This is a genomic window from Cyanobium sp. NIVA-CYA 375, assembly GCF_056108345.1.
The window spans coordinates 1-2,112 of sequence record NZ_JBSYHW010000166.1; the positions used below are offsets into that span (position 1 = coordinate 1).

Here is a 2,112-nt window from a genome sequence, read left to right on the forward strand (position 1 = left end):
TCGCAACAAGAGTCTTTATCTCTACAACGCCAACGCCGCAGCTAACTATGCCCTGCGCCTTGGTTGGGCCGATGCGCCCTGGGTGTTTACAGCAGATAGCACCTGTTTTCTTACCCCCGAGGCTTGGAAGGTGATCCGACCACTGTTGGCCCTCCCTGATTTGGCTTATCTGGCGGTGCCTAGCGCTGCTCTGGCTGACACCCAACAGTTGCTGCAGACTCCCGACCTTCCGCCGCTCGCCGGTGATACACCGCCCCTCCTTGGTTTTGCCCGCAGTGATCGTCAGCCCTTCAATCCAGCCCTCCGCCAGGCTTCCGGTGCTGAAACCGACCTACCCCGGCGCCTTGGCTTGGCCGGCCCCTGGCAGCACCAGTCCCCCACCCTTGGTTCCTGGGAGCTGACTGATATCACCCCTATTCCCGATCGAGGCCAGCTAGTTCAGGCCGGCTGGGTGTATCGACTACCTCCGCATCCCCCAGGCCAATCACTGGAACAACAGGACTCCATTCGCCTTCTGGCGCGTAAAACCGACATGCGCCTCATAGGTGAGGCCCTGCAACGCCATCCGCTGCATTGCTGGATTGGACTGGAAGGTGCTGATGCCCCTACCCCAGGTCTTGCTGCTATTGCCGCCAACGCCCGCGCTGTGCCTCCTCTCAGCGTGACCGATAAACTGGAATTACTGCCCGGCACAGCTGAGCGCAGCTATGTGAATGCGGTGCCCCACTGGCAGAGCCTTGCTGGCAGCGAAGGTTCTTTGAAACGCAGTGTCTTGTTTGAGTCCGCCGGACCCATCTGTGGTGATGTGGCTCAGCATTACGACCGTACTCGCCTGCAGTTGATGATCGACTGCGTGTGTGCACTGGCTCTTGATGGCCATATTAACGGCAACAGTGAGTCCGTCGACCATGCGCATCGCCTTGTGCGGGCCTGGTTCATTGATCCCGCCACCGCGATGATTCCTGATGGTGCCTACGCCCGTCTCTCCGCCGTTGATCCCAGTCGGAACGTGCTGGATGCGGCGATCGATTTTCGTGATCTCTATCCTTTCCTAGATGCGATCGGCCTGCTGCAGCGCAGTGGCCGCTTCTCAAGCTCAGAAACCCAGCAGATTGAGGAATGGTTTGATGCTTTCCTTGCCTGGCTGGCCGAGGACAGTGCCAGCTTCCTGCGCGACCACAGCACTAGCCCCGCCTGCACCTGGTATCACCTGCTGATGCTGGCGATCGCCGCGTTCCGCGGACGTAAGAATGTAGCCGCCCAGGTGTTCGATAACCTGCCCGGTTTGCTGGCTGCCCAGTTCCGACCGGACGGTTCCCCCAGCACCACGGCCACTGGCAGTCTGCTGCGTCATGACCAGCTCTTCAATCTCCAGGCATGGGCCAATCTGGTGCTACTCAGTTCCGTATTGGGGCGTGATCTTCTCGCCTTTAACGACAGCAGCGGTCACGGCCTGCAGGTCGCTTTTGACTATGCTCGTCGCCACCTACCAGACGATAACAACAGCACTGATTGGCTGATTGCCATGCAAGTAATTAGCCATCTTGATGCTAGCTGCATCCTGACAAAACCCGCAAGCATTCCCGTCCTTCCTGACGCCAGCAGCGGTCTGCCTCCCTTCTGGACCCTTTGTCAGCCCGTTGAGGTTGCTGCATCGATATGCGGGCCGTCAACCTAGATCATTCCGTAATCATTGAACCTGGGGGTATTTGTGCCTACAGCGCAACAACAGGCGCTCCAATTGCCAACACTCTGAATCGCTCAAGCTGGGCACATTTGGGAGATACGGTTTTGCTGCCACGTGAGCAACTGCCATCTTTTTCTGCTTGCCTAGGCCTTGAACCCAGCCAGATCGCCGCTCTGCCATCACTTGAGGATGCCATCTTCCTGGCCTGGCCTATCTGGGCGGATGGCCATTGGGGGCATTTCCTTGTAGAGGAGGTGGCGCTGTTATGGGCTGTGTTGGGGGCGCGGAGGTTGACCAAGATCCCCACTTTGATCCTGCCTGGTTATGCGAAATCTGGCATCTTATCCATCCGTTTCCTGCTTGAACAGCAGTTTGAACTGCATTTCACCGACGACTTTATTGATCACCTCCTAGGAGCCTGTTGC

General features: G+C 58.0%; 2 protein-coding genes. Both read left to right on the forward strand.

Annotation, left to right across the window (positions count from 1 at the left end):
- A partial coding sequence (locus AC01FP_RS17140) for an alginate lyase family protein (protein ID WP_474481901.1) occupies positions 1-1,678 on the forward strand: 1,678 nt, incomplete at its 5' end.
- Positions 1,660-2,112 (forward strand): hypothetical protein (locus AC01FP_RS17145; protein ID WP_474481903.1); only part of this gene is annotated, 453 nt, incomplete at its 3' end. The genes AC01FP_RS17140 and AC01FP_RS17145, both read left to right, overlap by 19 nt.